General features: G+C 47.2%; 16 protein-coding genes. 8 read left to right on the top strand and 8 right to left on the bottom strand.

What is annotated here, in order from left to right:
- Position 1 precedes the first annotated feature (1 nt).
- From KJA68_RS04210 to KJA68_RS04195, 4 genes are all read right to left on the bottom strand, one after another.
- Positions 2-3091, bottom strand: coding sequence for an MdtB/MuxB family multidrug efflux RND transporter permease subunit (locus KJA68_RS04210; RefSeq protein WP_213035683.1), 3090 nt, complete (start codon positions 3089-3091; stop codon positions 2-4).
- Positions 3088-4296: an MdtA/MuxA family multidrug efflux RND transporter periplasmic adaptor subunit gene (locus KJA68_RS04205; protein WP_213035682.1), complete on the bottom strand. Its 1209-nt coding sequence runs from the start codon at positions 4294-4296 to the stop codon at positions 3088-3090. The genes KJA68_RS04210 and KJA68_RS04205 overlap by 4 nt, the downstream gene beginning before the upstream one ends.
- 540 nt (positions 4297-4836) lie before the next feature.
- A protein-coding gene (gene prfB, locus KJA68_RS04200; RefSeq protein WP_213035681.1) for a peptide chain release factor 2 occupies positions 4837-5941 on the bottom strand; the annotation gives its coding sequence in 2 pieces (ribosomal slippage) (positions 4837-5859 and positions 5861-5941; 1104 coding nt in all).
- 123 nt (positions 5942-6064) lie between these two features.
- Complete coding sequence (locus KJA68_RS04195; protein WP_213035680.1) at positions 6065-7633, bottom strand: long-chain-fatty-acid--CoA ligase; 1569 nt, start codon at positions 7631-7633, stop codon at positions 6065-6067.
- Between the two features lie 383 nt (positions 7634-8016).
- On the opposite strand from KJA68_RS04195, the gene KJA68_RS04190 reads away from it, so the two are divergent.
- The 8 genes from KJA68_RS04190 (at position 8017) to dnaB (ending at position 14874) form a co-directional block, all read left to right on the top strand.
- A complete protein-coding gene (locus KJA68_RS04190) occupies positions 8017-8694 on the top strand; it encodes an IS1595 family transposase (protein ID WP_213035679.1) in 678 nt (225 codons plus the stop codon).
- 105 nt (positions 8695-8799) lie between these two features.
- The gene (locus tag KJA68_RS04185) at positions 8800-10284 is read left to right on the top strand and encodes a coiled-coil domain-containing protein (protein WP_213035678.1); all 1485 of its coding nucleotides are present in this window, start codon (positions 8800-8802) and stop codon (positions 10282-10284) included.
- A 651-nt stretch (positions 10285-10935) separates the two neighbouring features.
- Positions 10936-11772, top strand: coding sequence for a class I SAM-dependent methyltransferase (locus KJA68_RS04180; protein WP_213035677.1), 837 nt, complete (start codon positions 10936-10938; stop codon positions 11770-11772).
- 122 nt (positions 11773-11894) lie between these two features.
- Complete coding sequence (gene rpsF / locus KJA68_RS04175; RefSeq protein ID WP_246487057.1) at positions 11895-12305, top strand: 30S ribosomal protein S6; 411 nt, start codon at positions 11895-11897, stop codon at positions 12303-12305.
- Positions 12306-12608 carry a primosomal replication protein N gene (gene priB, locus KJA68_RS04170; protein ID WP_246487056.1) on the top strand — a complete coding sequence of 101 codons (303 nt, stop codon included), beginning with the start codon at positions 12306-12308 and terminating at the stop codon, positions 12606-12608.
- 10 nt (positions 12609-12618) lie between these two features.
- Positions 12619-12888: a 30S ribosomal protein S18 gene (gene rpsR, locus KJA68_RS04165; RefSeq protein ID WP_213035676.1), complete on the top strand. Its 270-nt coding sequence runs from the start codon at positions 12619-12621 to the stop codon at positions 12886-12888.
- A gap of 11 nt (positions 12889-12899) precedes the next feature.
- Complete coding sequence (gene rplI / locus KJA68_RS04160) at positions 12900-13355, top strand: 50S ribosomal protein L9 (protein ID WP_213035675.1); 456 nt, start codon at positions 12900-12902, stop codon at positions 13353-13355.
- 130 nt (positions 13356-13485) lie between these two features.
- Positions 13486-14874: a replicative DNA helicase gene (dnaB, locus tag KJA68_RS04155; RefSeq protein WP_213035674.1), complete on the top strand. Its 1389-nt coding sequence runs from the start codon at positions 13486-13488 to the stop codon at positions 14872-14874.
- Positions 14875-15234: 360 nt separating this feature from the next.
- Here the strand turns inward: dnaB and hpnE are convergent, their stop codons facing one another.
- From hpnE to KJA68_RS04135, 4 genes are all read right to left on the bottom strand, one after another.
- The gene (gene hpnE / locus KJA68_RS04150; RefSeq protein WP_213035673.1) at positions 15235-16581 is read right to left on the bottom strand and encodes a hydroxysqualene dehydroxylase HpnE; all 1347 of its coding nucleotides are present in this window, start codon (positions 16579-16581) and stop codon (positions 15235-15237) included.
- A gap of 257 nt (positions 16582-16838) precedes the next feature.
- Complete coding sequence (gene hpnD / locus KJA68_RS04145) at positions 16839-17672, bottom strand: presqualene diphosphate synthase HpnD (protein ID WP_213035672.1); 834 nt, start codon at positions 17670-17672, stop codon at positions 16839-16841.
- A gap of 36 nt (positions 17673-17708) precedes the next feature.
- A complete protein-coding gene (gene hpnC, locus KJA68_RS04140) occupies positions 17709-18524 on the bottom strand; it encodes a squalene synthase HpnC (RefSeq protein ID WP_213035671.1) in 816 nt (271 codons plus the stop codon).
- Positions 18525-19158: 634 nt separating this feature from the next.
- Positions 19159-19473 carry a hypothetical protein gene (locus KJA68_RS04135; protein ID WP_213035670.1) on the bottom strand — a complete coding sequence of 105 codons (315 nt, stop codon included), beginning with the start codon at positions 19471-19473 and terminating at the stop codon, positions 19159-19161.
- Positions 19474-19884: the final 411 nt, after the last annotated feature.

Below are 19884 nucleotides of genomic sequence, written 5' to 3'. Positions count from 1 at the left end.
TTCATGTATAGTCGGGAGTCATGGATGATTTGAAGCGTTTTCCCCACCGGTCAAAGGCAAGATAAATAACGGGTGTAGTAAACAGGGTAAGCAGCTGGCTTGCCAATAGCCCTCCAACCATGGTAATGCCCAGAGGGTGACGTAATTCAGAGCCGACACCGGTGCCAAGCATTAATGGAAGTGCTGCAAGCAGGGCGCACATTGTAGTCATCAGAATGGGTCGGAAACGTAACAGACAGGCATTAAAGATTGCATCGCGTGGCTTTCTGCCTTCATTGCGCTCCGCATCCAGGGCAAAATCAATCATCATGATTGCATTTTTCTTGACAATACCAATTAACAGAATAATTCCGATAATGCCGATTATTCCAAGGTCAGTGCGGGATACCAGAAGTGCCAGCAATGCCCCAACTCCGGCAGAAGGAAGCGTTGAAAGAATGGTGATGGGATGCACGTAGCTTTCATAAAGTACACCCAGAACGATGTACATGGTTATGATGGATGCAATGATCAGTAGCAGTATGTTTCTTTGAGATTCCTTGAAGGCGAGGGTAGTACCCTGAAAGCTGGTTTGAATACTGGGGGGTAGTCTAATTTCTTGTTCCGCGGCATGAATTGCGGCTTCTGCTTCGCCCAGAGAGACATCAGGTGCGAGGTTAAAGGAGATAGTAGCCGAAGGAAACTGGTTGAGGTGGTTGATGGATAGCGGGGTTGCATGCTCTGAAATACGGGCGATTGACGATAAGGGTATAGGGTTACCATTAAGTGAAATTACGTAAATATCATTTAGTGCAGCGGGTCCTTGCTGAAATTCTTTTTTGACCTCCAACACAACCCGGTAAAGACTGGACTGGGTAAAAATAGTTGATATGAGTCGCTGTCCAAAGGCGTTGTACAGTGAATTATCGATTGCGGCAGGAGTAATCCCGAGCCGTCCTGCCGTGTCCCGGTCGATTTCAATATAAACCTGTGATCCATGGTTCTGTAGATCGCTATCAACATCAATCAGTTCAGGTAATTTGCGGAGGTGCTCCAAAATTCTGGGTACCCATCCAGCTAATTCAGCCTGACTGACGCTTTCAATGCTGTATTGAAACTGGGTACTGCTTACCCGCGTTTCGATTGTCAGGTCCTGCACTGGTTGCATGTACATCTCGATTCCTGGCACCAGGGATAGTTTTGTCTGTAACCGGCGAATTACATCGGTTGCTGTGGCATTGCGCATACTCCTGGGTTTTAGGTTGATGGTCATGCGGCCACTGTTCAGGGTAACATTGGTGCCATCCACGCCAATAAAGGATGCAAGGCTTTCTACTGCAGGGTCTTTGAGGATAATCCGGGCAACTGCCTGCTGGCGTTCCGCCATTGCAGAAAAGGAAATAGTCTGTGGCGCTCTGGTCATGCCTTGAATAGCTCCGGTATCCTGTATCGGAAAAAAACCTTTGGGTATCAGTATGTACAGCAATATGGTCAAAACCAGTGTGCCGCCTGCCACCATGAGTATGAAAAATTGCCGGTCCAGCACCCAGTTGAGCATTGCTCCATAATGCAGGATTAACCTGTTGAAAACCCCTTCGCTTATTTTATAAAAATGGCCCTGGTGTATAGCCGGTACATGTTGAAGTAATCTTGCGCACATCATGGGGGTGAGTGTCAGGGATACTGCTGCGGAAATTAGGATGGCTACGGCGAGAGTAATGGCAAATTCACGAAACAGGCGGCCAACCACTTCTTCCATGAATAGCAGGGGAATCAGCACTGCAATGAGAGACAGGGTAAGGGAAATGATGGTGAAGCTAATTTGCCTTGAACCTTTGAGTGCAGCTTGCAGGGGCGAATCTCCGGCCTCAATATGGCGCGTGATATTTTCGATCATCACGATAGCGTCATCCACCACAAATCCGGTTGCAATAATGAGCGCCATCAGCGTCAGGTTATTGATGCTGAAGCCAGCCAGGTACATGATTCCCAAAGTACCGACAAGTGACAGCGGTACTGTAATGGCCGGGATAAAGGTTGCACGGCCATTGCGCAGGAAAAGGAAAATTACCATTACCACCAGAGCGATAGAGAGCATCAGTTCATAGCTGACATCTTCTATCGAGTTGCGGATCGCATTCGTCCGGTCCGTAAGTATTTTTACCTGGATGGCACCGGGTAAGGTAGCGTGTAATTGAGGCAGAAGTTTATGGACGCGGTCTGCCGTTTCTACAACATTGGATCCTGGTTGACGCCGGATGTTAAGTATTACGGCCCGTGTTTGGTTGGACCAGGCAGCAAGGCGCGTGTTCTCCGCGCTATCAATGGTATCTGCAATGTCTTTTAAACGAATTGGCGAGCCATTGCGCCAGGCGACGATAAGATTTCGATATTCCTCGGCCGATTTTAGCTGGTCATTGGCATCGAGAGTAGAAGAGCGCGCTGGGCCGTCAAAACTTCCCTTTGGCATGTTTACATTGGCATTTCCGATAGCAGCGCGGATGTCTTCCAGATTTAGGCCGTGTGCGGCCAGGGCTTTGGGATTGGCCTGGATGCGTACCGCAGGTCTCTGGCCGCCCCCGATGCTAACGAGGCCAACGCCGGGCAACTGTGAAATTTTTTGTGCCAGGCGGGTATCTACAAGATCTTGTACCTTAGGCAGTGGTAAAGTCTCGGAAGTGATGGCCATTGTAATGATGGGAGCATCCGCCGGATTAACCTTGCTGTACACAGGAGGCATTGGCAGATCAGCCGGAAGAAAGGAATTGGCAGCGTTGATTGCTGCCTGCACCCCTTGTTCAGCCACATCCAGGCTGATATCCAGTCCAAACTGCAATGTAATGACGGATGCTCCTCCTGAACTGCTGGAGGACATCTGATTCAGGCCTGGGATTTGTCCGAACTGCCGCTCGAGAGGAGCGGTAATGGAAGATGTCGTTACGTCCGGGCTTGCACCAGGGTAAAAAGTGGTAACCAGAATAGTCGGGTAATCCACCTCCGGTAATGCAGATATCGGCAGTAATCGGTAGGCCAGCATTCCCGACAGCAGGATGGCTGCCATTAGCAGGGAGGTAGCTACTGGCCGGATAATAAAAAGATGTGAAAAATTCATCCTCCACCCTGATTTCCGCTGGGAGCTTTATGCTGCTCCCGGTACGCGTCGCCTTTAGGGTGCCCTCTCTCTGCTGCGTTTAGTCTGCCGGGGCGTATAATTTCAACCCGGGCACCCTGACGTAGCTTGTCAGCACCATCGATGACAACCTGTTCCCCTGGAACCAACCCTTTGTCTACTGCTACAAGGTTGCCTGAAACCGGTCCGAGTGTCACAGGTTTAAGGATGACGGTATTGCGTTTATCTACCACATAAAGAAAAGTACCCTGTATGCCCTGTTGGGTAGACGAGACTGGAATTAAAGTCACTCCATGCAGTGTTTCAGTACGCAGGTGAACATTGACAAACTGGTTCGGGAAAAGAGCATTGTCAGAGTTTGTAAATTCGGCCTTGAGTTTTACCGTGCCAGTTGTCGTATCAATCTGGTTGTCTACGGTTAGCAGCTTGCCGACTGCTAATCTATTCCGGTCTTCACGATCCCAGGCTTCGACTGTCATTGGATCACCGGTTTGCAGTCTACCCAATAGGGTAGAGAGATGATGCGATGGAATGGAAAAAACTACTGTAATGGGCTGGATCTGGGTAATAACCACTAATCCATTGGTATCTGTTGTCCGAACCATATTACCGTTGTCGACAAGGCGCAAACCGAGACGACCGGCAATCGGCGCCTTGACGTGGGTGAATTCAAGCTGGAGCCGTGCATTATTTACCAAAGCCTGGTTCGCCTTGACCGTGCCCTCGTATTGCCTGACCAAAGATTCCTGGGTGTTGACCTGTTGCCTGGCTATTGAATCCTTGGTCAGCAGTCCCCGATAGCGATCCAGGTCAAGCTTCGCATTGGCGAGTAATGCCTGATCCCGAATTAACTGACCGTTTGCCTGGTCAAGCTGTGTCTGGAATGGGCGAGGGTCAATTTCTGCAAGAAGGTCTCCCTTGTTCACGAACTGGCCTTCCCTAAAGGCCACGCGTACAAGCTGACCATCTACCCGAGGCTTGACGGTAACGGTGTTGAGCGCAGTAACTGTGCCTAGCGCATTGATGATCACATCAATGGCCCCTGACTGGGCGGTAGCCACCGCTACCGGAATGAGCCGGTTGGCATTCTCTTTGTTCCCGTGGCGCCCCATGGATGGGGAAGGTTTTTTCTGGGTTCCATAAAACAGAAGGATGGCAAGTCCTGCAACCAATAAAATTCCGCTCACAATCCAAAAGCGTTTATTTTTCATTTGTTTTTAATCAGGGTGATACGTGGTATTGACTGTTGCGCAATAAACTGCCTGTTTCTGGATATTTGCGATGGCGGGCAGCATAAGATGCAAATGATAATTGTAACTATTATTTTACAGAAAAGACATGTTCTGGATTTAAATATTTTTCTAGAAACTCAGTCGGTTGCAATGATGCAACATCGTTGTTTCCATGGTTTCAATAAAATAGATATTGAGCAGATGATTTAAATTTTTTCACGATAATGGGGGGAAGGGGAAGCAAGCCGTAAGAACTGGCTTGCTGGGGTGATTATTTCTTCAGGCGGCTGCTTCGCCAGGCAGTAGTGTTTTGGCCCTATGGTAAGAGTACCGGGTGTCAGTTTTCAGTTTGCTTTGGCATAAAGGTTTGGATACCTTTAGAGATGGAAAATAGTCGGGAGGTCCAGCTCAGTCGGATACAGTTTGTTACTGGCTATGCAAGGGATGGCTCCATGTTCCAAACACAAAGCCATTTAATGATAGTTACCATGATGTTTACACATCCTGTTTCAAACTGGCGCTAATAAATTCATCCAGATCTCCATCCAGAACACTTTGCGTGTTGCCGATTTCTACGTTGGTACGAAGATCCTTAATGCGGGACTGGTCCAGTACGTAAGAGCGGATTTGATGTCCCCAGCCGATGTCGGTTTTTTCGTCCTCCATAAGCTGTTTTTCGGCATTGCGTTTGCGTAGTTCAGCCTCGTACATGCGTGATTTCAGCATGGCCATCGCTTCTGCGCGATTGCGGTGCTGTGACCGGTCATTCTGGCATTGCACCACGATGCCGGTAGGGATATGCGTGATCCGTACAGCTGAATCGGTCTTGTTGATGTGTTGCCCGCCTGCGCCGCTGGCGCGGTAAGTGTCTACGCGCAAGTCTGCCGGATTGATGTCAATTTCAATGGATTCATCCACTTCCGGATATACGAATACGCTGGAAAAGGATGTGTGCCGCCGGTTACCGGAATCAAAGGGAGATTTGCGCACCAACCGGTGCACCCCGGTTTCGGTTCGAAGATGGCCATAAGCATATTCACCAGTGATTTTCAGGATCGCACTCTTGATGCCGGCTACTTCTCCATCAGACTGTTCCAGCACTTCGACCTGAAAATCCTTTTTTTCGCAGTAACGCAGGTACATGCGTAACAGCATTGCGGCCCAGTCCTGGGCTTCCGTTCCTCCGGAACCTGCCTGAATGTCGAGGAAGCAGTTGTTGGAATCCATTGGTTTGGAAAACATGCGGCGGAACTCCATGTCCGCTACTTTCTGCTCTATTTTTTGAATGTCTTGCGAAATGCTTAGAAGGCCGGCATCGTCATTTTCTTCCAGCGCCATCTCCAGCAGTTCACTTGTGCTATCCAGATCCTGACCTAGCTGATCAAGCGTATGGACGATGCCTTCCAGCAGTTTCCGTTCGCGCCCCAGTTCCTGAGACCGTTTGTTGTCCTGCCAGATAGAGGGGTCTTCGGCAAGAATTACGACTTCGGCAAGCCGTTCCTGTTTGCCATCGAAGTCAAAGATACCTCCGTAGTTCAGTACTGCGCAAATGGAGATCCTGTAACTGATGGGTAATTGCGTTGAGTTGTTCGGCTTCCATGATTGTGACTTGTTTAAATAACGGTAATTATAACTGAAAGCCCGGGCAGAGTTTCAGCCGGGAAAAATGCTGGACCGCTATTCAGAATCTGGCCCGGATTGGTAATGCTGACAATATGCTGGATCAGCATTCTATGCCACGCTCGATTTCGCCATGTCTGCGCAGCTCCCGCTTAAGGATTTTACCCGCGGCATTTTTCGGCAGGGCATCGACGAAGATGAATTTGCGTGGAATTTCGAAGGCTCCCAGGTGTTGTGCGCAGAACCTGCGGATATCGGCGGAGCCTGCCGATTGCCCGGGTTGCAGGACGACAAATGCGACGGGGATCTCGCCGTGGGTTTTATTCGGTTCGCCAATAACCGCCGCTTCCAGGATGCGTGCATCCCGATAAAGAACATCTTCCACCTTGCGTGGGTAAACATTCATGCCGTTTACGATCACCATGTCCTTGATGCGGTCGACGATAAAGAAATACCCATCGGCATCCTGATATCCCAAATCCCCGGTACGGAACCAGTCCCCGTAGAAGCTTTCGGCTGTTTCGGCGGGACGTTTCCAGTAGCCCTTCATGATGCTTGGGCCGCACACGCAGATTTCGCCAATGGCACTTGTGGCAACCTCCTGTCCCTGTTTGTCGCGTATGCTCATCTTTACGCGCGGCACAGGCAGGCCGACCGATGCATGTTTGCGTGTGCCGTTGATCGGGTTGACACAGGTAACCGGAGAACACTCAGTGGGCCCGTCCCCTTCGTATATGGCCACGCCAAAACGTTGCTCGAACCTTTTCATCAGCTCTACCGGCATTGCGGCGCCACCGGAAACGCAGTACTTCAGGCCGCGAAATTTAGAGACCTGCTCGTCGGGCAAGCGCAGCAGTGCGTTGAACATGCTGGGGACAGCCATCAGGACATTCGCGCCCGACTGTATAATCGTATCCCCGAGCGAGCCAGGATCAAACCTGGGAACGGGCACGAAGGTAAGCCCATGCAGTAGCGGCGTCAGCATGCATGCGGTTGCGGCAAAAGCATGAAACATCGGTAATACCGTCAGAATGACGGTTTCGCCGGCTGTGAAATGCATGGCTTCCATAACGCTGGCGGTGTTGCTGGCAAGGTTCCGGTGCGTGAGCATCGCTCCTTTGGGTTGCCCGGTTGTGCCCGATGTATATAGTATTGAAACGACATCGCTTGCGGGATTGAATGAAACGCTCGGAACGGGTGCAGTGGCAGATGCGATATCCGCCCAGGCATGGTCGCCCGTTTCCGGTTGTGCAGTACCGATACGAATGAACGTTTTCAGACCGGGCAACTGGTTCCGGAAGGCATGGACCGAATCAGCAAACAGTTCGTGATAGATCAGCCCGACTGCATCTGCATCGCGCAGTATGTACTCGATCTCTGACGGTTTGAACAGGAGATTGATTGGCGCTACAGTGGCCCCGGCTTTGATGATGCCGAAATACGCTACGGCGAATGCCTCAGAGTTTGGACAATACAATCCGACGTGATTCCCCTTACGAATCCCTTTCGCGTGCAGTCCGGCGGCCACACGGTCAGTGAGTGCCGTAAATTCGTGGAAGCTGGTGTCCTTGCCTTCGAAACGAATGGCAGTATGGTTTGGATGGTTGGAGACTATGGAACGCAGCAGTGCGGGTAGATCGGTGTCGATAATCTGGATGGGTTTCTGTGTCACGAATACGCCCCCTGTAAATAGTTAATTTTAAAATAAGAAAACCATAGGTGAGCATCAGTTTAGAGCTCCTTGTTTCTTTAAAAATGCCTTTCAGGCGGTATTTATAGAAATCCAATTTGAAATTGTGATTTTCCTGGCGAATCACTGGATTTTTCGGTTTTTACACCATATCTTTACAGTCAGTAACACTTGCGTGACTGGGTACCAATTGCCATCCAGGCAGCGTGAGCCGTTGTGCGGTATTGTTTTCCGGGCTGTGATTATGCAAGGCTTCTTCCATTTCTGCACTCACAAAGTTTTATCAGTTCGTGGCTTACGGTCATTGTTATTGTTTATGGGTCTTAGGAAGTTAAGGGCATTATAAAATGTGCTAACTTCCTAATATGGTTAATAAAAATAGATACTATGTCCGTTCACGAATCAGCGAGGCTAAATTCAGGCAACTTGTAAAATGTTTTGCACTCGATCTTACTGCTACCAATACGGCTAAGTTGATTGGAATTTCGGTACGGTCTGTAAACAGCATCTACCTTGGAATTCGCCTTCGCATGGCGGAAGACTGTGAGGTTGCTACTCCACTTAAAGACGCGGTAGAAGTGGATGAATCGTATTTCGGGGCGCATCGTGTAAGAGGTAAACGCGGGCGGGGTGCCTATGGTAAAACGATTGTATTCGGGTTGCTGAAACGGCAAGGTAAAGTGTATACCGAGATCGTGCCAGACTGTTCCAAAGCCACGCTGCAAGGCATCATCAGAGGGCATGTGGAACCCGCTACCATCATTCATTCGGATGGCTGGAGGGGATATGACGGCCTGGTTGATATTGGGTTTGACAAACATTTCAGAGTGAATCACGGAGACAATGAATTTGCGAATGGCGATCGACATATTAACGGTATTGAGTCGTTCTGGAGCTATGCAAAACGAAGGTTGGCCAAATTTAATGGTGTACCTGGACATACGTTCTATCTGCATCTGAAAGAAACTGAATATCGTTTTAATCATCGTCGTGATAATCTTTACCTTGAAATACTCAAATTGTTGAGATTGAAACCGCTTTAACTTCCTAAGACCCTTGTTTATAAAGGTATCTGTGTCCCGTTCAATAAGCGTTTGCATAAAAAATTATTATAGTTATATTCAATCTGCTAAGATATTAAAATCAATATGTTGATTGAGGTGTATAGATGTCTCGCTGGATTCAACAGTTTAACGATCATCCTTATTCATGCGGAGTGGGACAAATTACTGGCGGAGTTAAAAACTGCCAAAGTGGACGACCAGACCGTTATTACCTCGGTTCAGGAATTGGCCCGATTGAAAAAGATCATCACATTCATAGATAAAATGATCAATTCGATTGATCCAGAACTGATCCCATCAGGCACTTGGGATAGTTTCAATACCCAGGCAAAACCCTGTGCCCAGCGGATAGTCCTATTCAACAGCGATCGCAACATAGTCCACATACAGCAAGCCAACGCTCATGCGGATAACCTGATCACGTATGTTCGGCCCTATATGGTTGCTTATGGAAAAGCAGCCAAAGCTATGCAGGAGGCTGTCAAAGGGTTTGCGGAAGTTGTGTCAGGTTACATGGAAAGCTTTGAGGCTAGTGCTGGCGGGTTATTGGGCGAAATACAGGACATGAGAAGCGAGGCTAAGCAAAGCCAATCTGAGATTCAATTATCTTACGATTCAGTTGAAAAACTTAATGCGAAGCTATTTGGTAATGAAGGACAGGGCGGCTTGGAAGAAAAAGTTGAAACGTGCGCGAGACAAGTTGAGGACAAGGTCAATGAAATTAACGCATATCATGATGAAATCCTGGTTGGAGAAGCGAAAAATCCATCAAAAAAACAGTTATTGGCTGATGCAGAAGAGGAAATATTAGCCAGGCGGGCTGAAATTAATCAAATCCTTTCCGACGTAGAACAAAAAGAGGATGACCTTGCTGAGTTTCACACGAAGATTTTTGGAAAACTCAACGAAGACGACATTCGAGAAGGTGGACTTGAGAAAGATTTTGAAGATCGCATTACGATGCTTGGTCAATTTGAAAATAAGCAGGTGGATAAATACAACGCCTTAAACAAACAGATTGAGAGCCTATTACCGGGAGCGACTAGCGCCGGTTTGGCGGCAGCGTATGGGGAATTGAAGCGTTCATTCAATAAACCGATTCAATATGCAACCGTTGTTTTCTTGATGTCCATTGTATTGATGTTTTTTGTGGCCATACTATCTTCTTTCAAAATAGGTGGAGACCATTGGTTTGAATTGTATAATTTTGATACTTGGGAATCAGTTCTTAAAGGGCTGGTTCATAAAACTCCAATTTATGTTCCGATAATTTGGTTGGCTTTTGTTGCCTCCAAAAGACGCAGCGAATACCAACGGTTGCAGCAGGAATATGCTCATAAAGAAGCCTTGGCTAAATCATATGACAGCTACAAAAAACAGTTGGAGTCTCTGGATGACCAGGACAAATCGATGCAGAAGGAATTGATCAGAAAGGCGGTTGATGCAATTGCATACAACGCCTCGCAGACACTTGATGGCCATCATGGGGATAAGCACCCCGTTCAAGATTTTTTTGGGAAATTCCCTGACAAATTAAAGTCAAACTCGAAGAATTCCGACACCCAGTAAGGTTGCACGTACTTAACGGTAGATTCGAGTTGCCATGAAACAGGTGAGTTTTGTGGCAAGAGGATTTGTGACGCAGTCAAAGCAGACGCGGAAGAAATAATTTCTGCAAGGGCTGGAAGCCAATCAGTTGTTTAATGTTTGGACATGTTGTTTCAATCATACCGATTGCGCAACTTATTATAATGGGTGCACTTGCTTCTTGCTATTGAAGCACCTGTTAGGTTATATCATTGGTGCTACCCGGTCTGAAAAATTGTCGCATAATAGTCCACTCTGTTCTGACCAATTTCCAAGATATGCAAAATATGTGCGTTGTTCGTGCAGGCTATCCGAAGTTTCTCGTCAGAAGGAAACAAGACGAAAGAACCGTTTTTAAAACGTCGAAAAATGTAACAAAATAAAAAAGCATCTTGCCGGATTCTGTTGTCGCTTTATGGTCTGTAGTGCAAGAATCTGAAATCTTCCCGGCTGCTATTCAGTGGGATTCTCGTTTTTACACTTTGAGAGATGGAAAATCTTAAGCATCTGATAGTGGCTAATGGCGACATACAAATTCATGACAAAAGATTATCTTGAATGGGTTTGTGTTTCCACTCTGTGTTTTTTCAATAATGGATAGATCGCTATAATTTCATTGGGTAATTATTTGCAATGCATGAAATCAGGCCGGATCAGTCAATCGACTTGCTGAAGGAGCTACACATTCTTACCCGTGATGGGAAGATGAATCAGGATTCCAGACGCAAACTCAAGCAGGTTTATCACCTCTATCAGTTCATCGAGCCGTTGTTGCAAAAAATCAAGCAGGATGGGCGCGATATTTTTCTGGTAGACCATGGGGCTGGCAAGTCGTACCTGGGCTTTATTCTGTACGACCTGTTTTTCAAGGCGTTGAACGATGCGTCACATATATACAGCATTGAGACGCGCGCTGATCTGGTCCGGCACTCGCAGGAATTGGCATCGCGGCTGGGGTTTTCCAGGATGACTTTTCTCAATCTTTCAGTTGAGGAGTCGGTTGAATCTGCGGGCTTGCCGCCTGCTGTGGATGTGGTTACAGCTCTGCATGCATGCAATACGGCTACCGATGATGCCATACGCTTTGCACTGTGTAAAAAGGCGCAATTCATCGTCCTGGTTCCCTGCTGTCAGGCTGAGGTGGCAGCCGTGCTGAGGAAGAACAAGGATAAACGCCTTGAGAAAAGTGATTTGACTGAACTGTGGCGCCATCCCATACATACCCGTGAATTTGGAAGCCATGTAACCAATGTCCTGCGCTGCATGCAACTGGAAGCGCACGGATATCAGGTGACGGTGACGGAGCTGGTTGGCTGGGAGCATTCAATGAAAAATGAGCTCATCATTGCAAAATATAAGAACCTGCCGCGCAATCGCGCGGCCAGCCGCTTACAGGCAGTGCTGCACACTCTGGGACTGGAAGAGCTGAATAGCCGTTTTTTCACTCAGGTTTCCCGGATGCTTGAGTGAATTGCCGGGGTGGGCGGGCCAAGGTTTGACCGGATAGTTATATGTTTGATATAATAAAAAATTGTTAAACCTTGCTCCACTGTTGCGCATGGCGGGGGGCTTTATATCCAAAAGGAGATCCAATGCGGCATTATGAGATTGTATTTATCGTGCATCCTGATCAAAGTGAGCAGGTGCCAGCCATGATGGAGCGTTACCGTACCCTGGTAACAGCTAAAGATGGTCTGATTCACCGTTTGGAAGACTGGGGGCGTCGTCAGTTGGCCTACCCGATTCAAAAAATCCACAAGGCGCATTACGTCCTGATGAATATTGAATGCAGCCAGGAGGTTCTGGATGAGCTGGAGCATGCATTCAGGTTCAATGATGCTGTGCTGCGTCATTTGACCATCAAAACCAAGGCTGCGGTGACGGTTCCTTCGGCAATGATGAGAGAGGAGAAATCCCGCTCGCTGACTGCGCCTGCAGCAGGTTCAGGACAGGTTGCCCAGGGTGATGCAGCGGTTCCCACGGATGTTCCTGTAGTTTCCTGATTGAGTTTGGACTGCAACCGGTTTTCTGTTTGTGGAGAGCTTGCTGAACTGGATGATTTGCGATACACCCCTGCAGGACTGGCGCGGGTCGCATTCAGAATTCGTCATTCTTCCATGCAGACGGAGGCTGGAATGGTGCGTCAGGTGAATTGCGATATCCCTGCATTGGCACTGGGTACCCCCGCCTTGCAGGTTAACCAGTTGCAAGTGGGGCAGCGGGTAAAGGCAGAAGGGTTTCTAGCCCAGCGCAGCATGCGAACCAGCCAGCTCGTGTTGCACATTGATAATATTATATTGGAATAAGGAGCACAGAATGGCTCGTGTATTTAAGAAAAAAGATGACAAGAAGACGAACTCTTCGCGTCAATTGTTCAAGCGTCGTAAATTTTGCCGGTTCACTGCAGAAAAAATTCCTGAGGTGGATTATAAGGATCTGAACATATTGAAGGAATTTATTTCCGAAAATGGCAAGGTCATTCCGGCACGTATTACCGGAACCAAATCTCGTTTTCAGCGCCAGTTGAGCGTTGCTATCAAGCGCGCAAGGTTTTTGGCGTTGCTGCCTTACACAGATTTGCACTGAAGGAGCTGAGCATGCAAGTTATACTTATGGAAAAAATGGTGAACCTTGGCCAATTGGGAGATATAGTCAACGTTAAAAATGGCTATGCCCGTAATTTCTTGATTCCGCAGGGCAAGGCCAAGCGTGCAACCGATGCCAATAAGGCAGAATTCGAGGCACGGCGTCTTGAACTGGAAGCTGCGGAACAGGCCAAGCTTGCAGAAGCGCAGGTACGTGCAGAGAAAATCAATGGTCTGATCGTTCAAATTATGCAAAAAGCGGGTGTAGACGGTAAGCTGTTTGGTTCAGTGACCAATGCCGATATTGTTGCTGCATTGGCTCAACAAGGATTTAGTGTGGAAAAAAGCCAGGTTCGAATGTCGGCAGGACATATAAAACAAATTGGTGATTATCCGGCCATTATTGCATTGCATACGGATGTGATGGCAAATATCACAATTTCAGTACTGGGCGAGCAAAAGCCATAATATCCGAATGTTTTTCTGGAAATAAAATAGAGCTGGCAACAGCTCTATTTTATTTCTGCAGGTAATAATTTTCCCAGTGTTTTCCGGTGATAAAATGCCAAAGCCAGTTGACGAGCCATAACCCGGAACCATGCAGAACTTCCATATTCCTTCCACAGATTCCCAGCTGGATGCATTAAAATTGCCGCCCCACTCGGTGGAAGCAGAACAGTCAGTATTAGGCGGCATTTTTCTGGACCCAAGCGCATGGGATAAAATTGCTGATCTGATCAGCGAACAGGATTTTTATCGTTTTGAACACCGTTTGATATACCGGCATATTGCGCGCCTGACTGAGCATGCCAAGCCAGTGGATGTGATTACTGTGGCAGAATCCATGGAAGCCAATGCTGAGCTGGATAAGGCAGGTGGATTGGCGTATCTCGGTTCCCTGGCGCAGAATGTGCCGTCTGCCGCCAATATTCGACGGTATGCAGAGATTGTGCGTGAGCGTGCCGTCATGCGCAAACTGGCAGAAGTTGGCAGTGAAATCGCGACCAGCGCTTATAACCCGGCTGGAAGGGATGCGGACCAGTTGCTGGATGAGGCGGAGAGCCGGGTTTTCGAAATTGCTGAGGCCGGTGAACGTGGTCGCCAGGGTTTTACCCCCCTTCCACCTTTATTGACAAAGGTAGTGGAGCGTATTGAAACCTTGTACGGTCGTGATAATTCCAGCGATGTGACTGGTGTGGCAAGCGGGTTTACCGATCTGGACAGGATGACTTCCGGGTTGCAGCCTGGCGAGTTGATCATTGTTGCTGGTCGCCCAAGCATGGGGAAAACGGCCTTCGCCATCAATATTGCCGAGAATGTTGCATTGGATAGCTGCAAGCCGGTGGCAATATTCAGCATGGAAATGGGTGGCGCTCAGTTGGCGATGCGCATGATAGGCTCTGTTGGAAAGCTCAATCAGCATGATTTGCGCACGGGCCGGTTGCAGGATGATGACTGGCCCCGCTTGACCCATGCGCTGGGCCGTTTAAATGATGCAGCAATTTTTATCGATGAAACCGCTGCGCTCAATTCGCTTGAGTTACGCTCGCGAGCACGCAGGTTGCATCGTCAGAATAATGGTTTGGGCTTGATTATTGTTGATTATTTGCAATTGATGTCTTCTCCGTCCAGCAAGGCAAGTGAAAATCGGGCTACCGAGATTTCTGAAATTTCACGCTCTCTCAAAGGATTGGCAAAAGAGTTGCATGTCCCGGTAATTGCATTGTCGCAGCTGAACCGCAGCCTGGAACAGCGCCCAAACAAACGACCGATGATGTCCGATTTGCGCGAGTCCGGTGCTATTGAACAGGATGCGGATTTAATCCTGTTTATTTATCGTGATGAAGTGTACGACAAGGATTCAGCTGATAAAGGAAAAGCCGAAATTATTATCGGAAAGCAGCGTAATGGTCCGATAGGCAAGATTGAGCTGACTTTTCGTGGCGAATATACACGCTTTGATAATTTTGCTCCGCCTCAATATTAGGATCGCTGCATTTCTGTGCCCGGGTGTGGTTATTCATTCGTTCAGATAGGATAGGTGCTTTGCTATTTGAGTGAGAGCAGAAAAATTTCTGGTTGGTTGAGGTTGCGCTGAATAACCAGATATTATTTTCTGGGAGCAATGTTGAATATGAAATTTAGTCTGGAATGGAAAGCCAGGAAGATGAAATAGGGATAGCTTGAACTGGAGGTCTCGGGCGAGCCGGAAAACCGGTTTTGGTTGATAATTGTGGTCAAGAAGCAGGGGATGCGAAAATTCACGATCGTTAATGCCGGAAAAGTAGATATTCTCACATCGGTCGGTGTTCTTGCCTTCCGGGATAAGGGAATTTCTGGAAAATTGTCAGGAGAACCCGATTTCGGACGTAATTTTTTCCGCGCAGCGTATCCCGCTTATTACGGCTCCTTCCAGAGTGGCAGGGTAGTCGCCAGCTGTGTAGTCCCCAGCCAATAGTACGTTGGCAAGAGGCGTGGTATGAATGGGGCGGAACAGGTTCGTTACGCAGGAGAAGGTGGCTCGTTTTTCTGCGATCACTTTCTGCCATATTGGGACTTCCGCTATATTCAATTGCTCGTATATTTCGCGGACGATCTCTTTCGCAAGCTGATCATGCGTTAATTTTTGGTGTTTTCCTTGTGCGCTGATTACCGCAGCGATCAGCCCATTTTGTCCGGAGATCTGCCCCTGATCAAACAGCCATTGAGCAATACAGCTGTCCAGACCAAGCATTGGGCAGGGCAAGTGAATTTTTTCAGGATATTGCAGATAAATTGTATAAATGGGCTGGTGTTGCATTGCAGCAATTTGCTCTGCAATGCATGCAATCTGAGGTTCAGATTTTAACAGTCGCGTGGCGTTCACTGGTGATGCTGCACATATGACATGGCTGAATATCCTCGGATGCGAGGAATGATTTGCTGTCGAAGAATGAATGATGAGTTCGATTTCATTGCCATGCGGAACAATGGCATCTACCTTGCAGGCAGTGAGAATCTTTCCACCATGATGTTTGATGTATTCGGCGGCTCGTTCTGGAAATAGCGCAGAAAAATTGATGCGAGGCAGTAGGATATCGCTATCGCTACGCGAACCGCCCAGACTGTCGCGCAACACATGCAGCAGCACTTTTGCAGAGGCAATATGGCTTGGTGTGTTGAGGGCTGCAATGCAGATCGGTTCCCATAAAAATCTGGCCAGGTTTATATTTTGGTTATGGAAGTGCAATAGTTCCGATACACTGACATCGTAGTCTAGGGTGAATTTGCTGCGTTTCAGCGATAACATGAATTTTGCAGCTGACAGGCGATGGTTAAAAGATACCCCGGTTGCGCCGAGAAGCCCGGCAAGAAGATGCAGGGGAGCGGGCAGACGCCATGCTTTCAATTCGAATCTATTGTGCAGTTTCAATTGCAATGGCAACCGCAGGAAGTCCTGTTCAATATTGCCGCCGACCTGTTCTATTAATTGTAAAGTATGGTGATAGCTGCCCAGCAGAATATGTTGGCCGTTATCGAGTTGTGTATTTTTATGCCAAACGCCACGGGCACGACCACCGAGCGTTCTGGCAGTCTCAAATACCGTAACGGGTACTCCTGCCGTACTCAGGGTTACCGCTGCCGCCATACCGGCGTATCCGCCACCGATAATGGCGACATGATATTTCTTTTGTCGGTCATGGTCTGGATTCATGGTTTGCGTTAGCTGTTTAAACTGGGTCAAAATGGGCTACAGTGCCTTGGTCTTATTCGTTTTTCCTGATGATTCAGGCGTTGCATCCAGATAAGGTTAGGTATTGCCTTCAGGCAAAAATTCTGCCGTGCCGGATTGGTGTGTAAATCGTACATGCAGGTATGGCTGGTAAAATTTGAAGCCATGAATTTTGCAGAATGATGTTTACCTGGTTCGAGTTATTTAGCTGGTAACATTCACGGTCAAGTCATAGACAATTAGTTCTGCATCCAGGTTTTCCACGCGATCCAAAGCTTGCGGAGAGGCGTAAGTGAGACGCGCTTAGTAAGTACAGGGCATCCGCTGGCAGTGATTTTTTTTAAGGTTGCCTGATAAATTGCTGCCATTATAAGACCGGTGCGCTGCGCCTTGCGATCTGCAGCGGGAAGCTGTGCAAATGCCTGGTAATAGTAATGTTGTGCGCGATCAATCTGGAATTGGATGAGTTTTTGAAAATTTTCACTGTCCAGCCTGTGAAGAATTTCATTGCTGGTTATACCAAAAAGTTTTAATTCTTCCATAGGGAGATAGATGCGTCCGCGTTGGGCGTCTTCTCCAACGTCGCGGATGATATTGGTAAGCTGGAATGCAAGGCCCAGATCCTGTGCATATTTGAGGGTGTCAGGGTTGGTATAGCCGAATATTTTGGCGGCGAGTATTCCTACTATGGATGCCACGCGATAGCAATACTGCTTCAGGGATGGGAAATCTGCATATTGATGTGGGAGCAAATCCATTTCCATGCCCTTGATGATTTCATGAAAATGTTCCTGTGGCAGGTGGTATTGCCTGACTACCGGGGCCAACGCACGAGTAACCGGATGCTGGGGGCTCCCGTTGTAAATGGCAATTACCTCGGTATGCCACCAGGCCAGTGAGGCACGTGCCACGTTTGCATTCAAATTTTCGTCTACCACATCATCTACTTCCCGGCAAAAAGCATATAGTGCAGTGATTGCACGACGTTTGTCCGGGGGGAGGAACATAAAGCTGTAATAGAAACTTGAACCGCTTTGAGCCGCCTTGTCTTTGCAGTATTGATCGGGTGTCATATTAACGTATTCTGAGTAGCTGGCTGGTTTGTTCCTTCAAAAACCAAATGGCGCAGATTTACCAAGCATGATAATCCAGTCCAAAGGACGTAATACAGGGCGGTGGTGAAACATATCGAATTTAACGGTTTCCAGCTTGTCCAGAATGCGATTGCCGCCTGCAATGATCAGTCTCATTTCCATGCCGATGCGACCGGTGAGTATGCTGCCTAGCGGAGTTCCGCTTTGCAGCATGTTGCGTGCGCGGAGACTTTGAAATTGCATGAGATTACGCCATTCCTGGTCTGCACGGCACTGTGCAATATGCATTTCTGTTACCCCGAAATCCGCCATTTCGTCCTGTGGCAAATAGATTCGGTTGATGGAGTAGTCTTTCATAATATCCTGCCAAAAATTGATGAGTTGCAGACTGGAGCATATGGCATCGGAATAGGCCAGGTTTACAGGAGTGGCTTCCTGATACAGATGTAACAGTAATCTGCCGACCGGATTGGCGGAACGGCGACAATAATTCAGGATTTCGTCGAAATTCGCGTAGCGCTTTTTGACCACATCTTGCGCAAAGGCATCAAGCAGGTCATGAAATAATTGCAGGGGAAGCTGATGTTTTTCGATGATGAACGCCAGTTCGCGGAACAAGGGGGTTTGTGGTTCCTCATTTGCAGCAATGCACAAAAGCTCAGTGCGGAAATGGTCAAGCTTACTGAATCGTTCCAAATTTGACCAATTGCCCTCGTCAGCGAAGTCGTCTGCCTGGCGGGCAAAGTGATAAATGGTTTCAACCGCATGCCTGATAGGTTTGGGCAGGAGAATAGAGGCAACAGGGAAATTTTCGTAGTGATTTACGGCCATATGAATGCAAATTCCAAGAGTTTTTATTTATACAGAAGAGACCAGAAAATTTAAAGAAGGAACGGTCTTTTTTGAGGGGAAGCGAGTGCGGTCAATCTGGTCTGGCAATTAATCCTGTTTGAACATCATATGTTTGTAAATTATGATGATATTTTTGAAGTCAATTTGTTCAAATTTTCTATGCTGAATTTTCGCCATTGATCTGGATATTTCCCGGGTATGCAGTAAGTGTGGCAATAGGTGTTAGAATCTTTCGGTTTTGTGTTGCTCATTAACGCTAAGCTTTAAAATGTTAGGTAATACGCAGTAGCAAAAAAAGAAAGCCAAGAAAAGTTTTTTGTACTGTTTATTCTGATCCAAAGTTTGCAAATGTAAGAATGTAAAGAAGAAATTCTTTTTGGTGCTACTGAATTTTATCTTTAAATCGACGTTCTATATGCAGACATTTTTGTTATAACAGGGATGCGGGTTCTTACATGACGCGTGGCATATCTTCAAAGATGAATGAGACAGATATTTTATCTGCTTAACTTTTTTGGTTTTTTGCAGTTGCTTCTGGTAAATCTGCCAGGAATAGTATTTTGGCAGAGCCAAAATGGTTAAGGTGTGATCAGAGCTCTGTAAAATATGCCGTTTATTCTGCTATGGTATAGTGATAATATATGACATTCAGATAGCGTGTGACCTCCTTGTTGTCATCCTTGTTCCATTCGAGCATTAAGGTTTCTTGCCAGCGCTGTACTTCCGAAAGCAGGCTTTCCCAGTTATTAACCAGTTTTTTTTCACGCCAATGTATTTGAGTGCTGTGACAGGCAATGCAATGAGTCGAATACAATAACTCACCCCGTGAAGCAGTAGGTAACGGTTGGGGTTGGGTTTCACCATGAGCGATATTCCCGCTCAGTCCGAACAGGAGGAATAACGCGACGAATGTTAATCCTTGAAACATTTCAATCTCCCAGCATATTTTATTCTAAATGCAAGTATATACTGCATTTGCAAGTTTTTTGCATTGGTAATATTCGGGATAGCAATTTTAGGGTCATTATTGATGATCATGTTTTGTGTGAATTTATGATATAGGCAGTCAGTAGCTTGTTTGGTAACAAAATAATTGTATTTAAACAGTACAAAGACAAGTAACTGAAAGCATTACCTGGAAATTTGGCGTAACTGGGAATTATTGGCTTGAATGGGGTTTGAGTGCTGAGGATGATAGTGATAGGATGCGCTTTGGCAGAGATCAAATTAACCTCTCCAGCTTAGTGGTACTGTAATAATGGTGTTAGTAAAACTGGTAAGTTGTATTGGCAGGTGGTAGCAGCGAAAGTGCAGGGTAAAACCGAATCTGTCGAGTTGA

Origin of the sequence: Candidatus Nitrotoga fabula (genome assembly GCF_905221025.1) — a bacterium.
Classification (GTDB): domain Bacteria; phylum Pseudomonadota; class Gammaproteobacteria; order Burkholderiales; family Gallionellaceae; genus Nitrotoga; species Nitrotoga fabula.
The sequence above is the reverse complement of the archived record's forward strand: the minus strand, read 5'-3'. Positions and strand labels throughout refer to the sequence as shown.

What these genes read in the sequence shown, in the direction of transcription:
- KJA68_RS04210 (WP_213035683.1), bottom strand. Translation starts at nt 3,091, where the DNA reads ATGAATTTTTCACATCTTTTTATTATCCGGCCAGTAGCTACCTCCCTG.
- KJA68_RS04190 (WP_213035679.1), top strand. Translation starts at nt 8,017, where the DNA reads ATGGTTAATAAAAATAGATACTATGTCCGTTCACGAATCAGCGAGGCT.
- KJA68_RS04185 (WP_213035678.1), top strand. Translation starts at nt 8,800, where the DNA reads ATGTTGATTGAGGTGTATAGATGTCTCGCTGGATTCAACAGTTTAACG.
- KJA68_RS04180 (WP_213035677.1), top strand. Translation starts at nt 10,936, where the DNA reads ATGCATGAAATCAGGCCGGATCAGTCAATCGACTTGCTGAAGGAGCTA.
- rpsF (WP_246487057.1), top strand. Translation starts at nt 11,895, where the DNA reads ATGCGGCATTATGAGATTGTATTTATCGTGCATCCTGATCAAAGTGAG.
- rpsR (WP_213035676.1), top strand. Translation starts at nt 12,619, where the DNA reads ATGGCTCGTGTATTTAAGAAAAAAGATGACAAGAAGACGAACTCTTCG.
- rplI (WP_213035675.1), top strand. Translation starts at nt 12,900, where the DNA reads ATGCAAGTTATACTTATGGAAAAAATGGTGAACCTTGGCCAATTGGGA.
- dnaB (WP_213035674.1), top strand. Translation starts at nt 13,486, where the DNA reads ATGCAGAACTTCCATATTCCTTCCACAGATTCCCAGCTGGATGCATTA.
- hpnE (WP_213035673.1), bottom strand. Translation starts at nt 16,581, where the DNA reads ATGAATCCAGACCATGACCGACAAAAGAAATATCATGTCGCCATTATC.
- hpnD (WP_213035672.1), bottom strand. Translation starts at nt 17,672, where the DNA reads ATGACACCCGATCAATACTGCAAAGACAAGGCGGCTCAAAGCGGTTCA.
- hpnC (WP_213035671.1), bottom strand. Translation starts at nt 18,524, where the DNA reads ATGGCCGTAAATCACTACGAAAATTTCCCTGTTGCCTCTATTCTCCTG.
- KJA68_RS04135 (WP_213035670.1), bottom strand. Translation starts at nt 19,473, where the DNA reads ATGTTTCAAGGATTAACATTCGTCGCGTTATTCCTCCTGTTCGGACTG.